Here is a 560-nt window from a genome sequence, read left to right as displayed (position 1 = left end):
GAGACGGTGGCGCCTAAAGGCAGTGGAGACCCCAGGGCGTTGGTGGTCACAGGGTCCCAGGAATAGGTGATTCCCCCGGCTCCGGCAGACCCGCGAAGGTTGATGGGAGTGGCGGGGAGCGTGGCGGAAGTTGTGAATGAAAGAGTGGGGGAATACCCGGTGGGAACACTGTTGTGGTTTAAAGCACGAACGCGGAGGGTGTAGTTTGCCCCAGGCGTAAGGCCAGAGAGCGTGGGGGAATCCGACGTTGTGGTGAGCGCGGGGGCAAAGGAACCGCCGTCCACGGACAATTCAATTTCAAAGGCAGTTCCTGGTGGGTTCCCGTTGATGTTAAAGGTAAGGGCCATGGAGACAGCGGTAACGGTGCCGCTGGAGAGACCCGTGGGAACCGAGGCGAGTGTGACAGCCGAGCTCAGTGCCGTGTCGTTACTGCAGTTGACCCCATGACATCCTTTAACAAACCCAAAGTACGTGGTGTTGGGCGTGAGCGAACTAACGCTGGCAGATAAAGACACGGTGGAGCTGGATCCGGAGACGACCAGGGGAGGATTATCGGACGC

The 560-nt window shown here is 59.3% G+C and carries 1 protein-coding gene; it reads right to left on the bottom strand.

The features are described 5' to 3' along the window. On the bottom strand, window positions 1-515 hold a 515-nt coding region (locus tag JNK54_10840), incomplete at its 3' end, for a fibronectin type III domain-containing protein (protein MBL8024751.1). Between the last annotated feature and the right edge of the window lie 45 nt (window positions 516-560).

The organism is Elusimicrobiota bacterium (genome assembly GCA_016788905.1).
Taxonomy (GTDB): domain Bacteria; phylum Elusimicrobiota; class Elusimicrobia; order FEN-1173; family FEN-1173; genus JADKHR01.
Note: the sequence above shows the minus strand (reverse complement) of the source record. Positions and strands in the feature narration are given on the sequence as shown.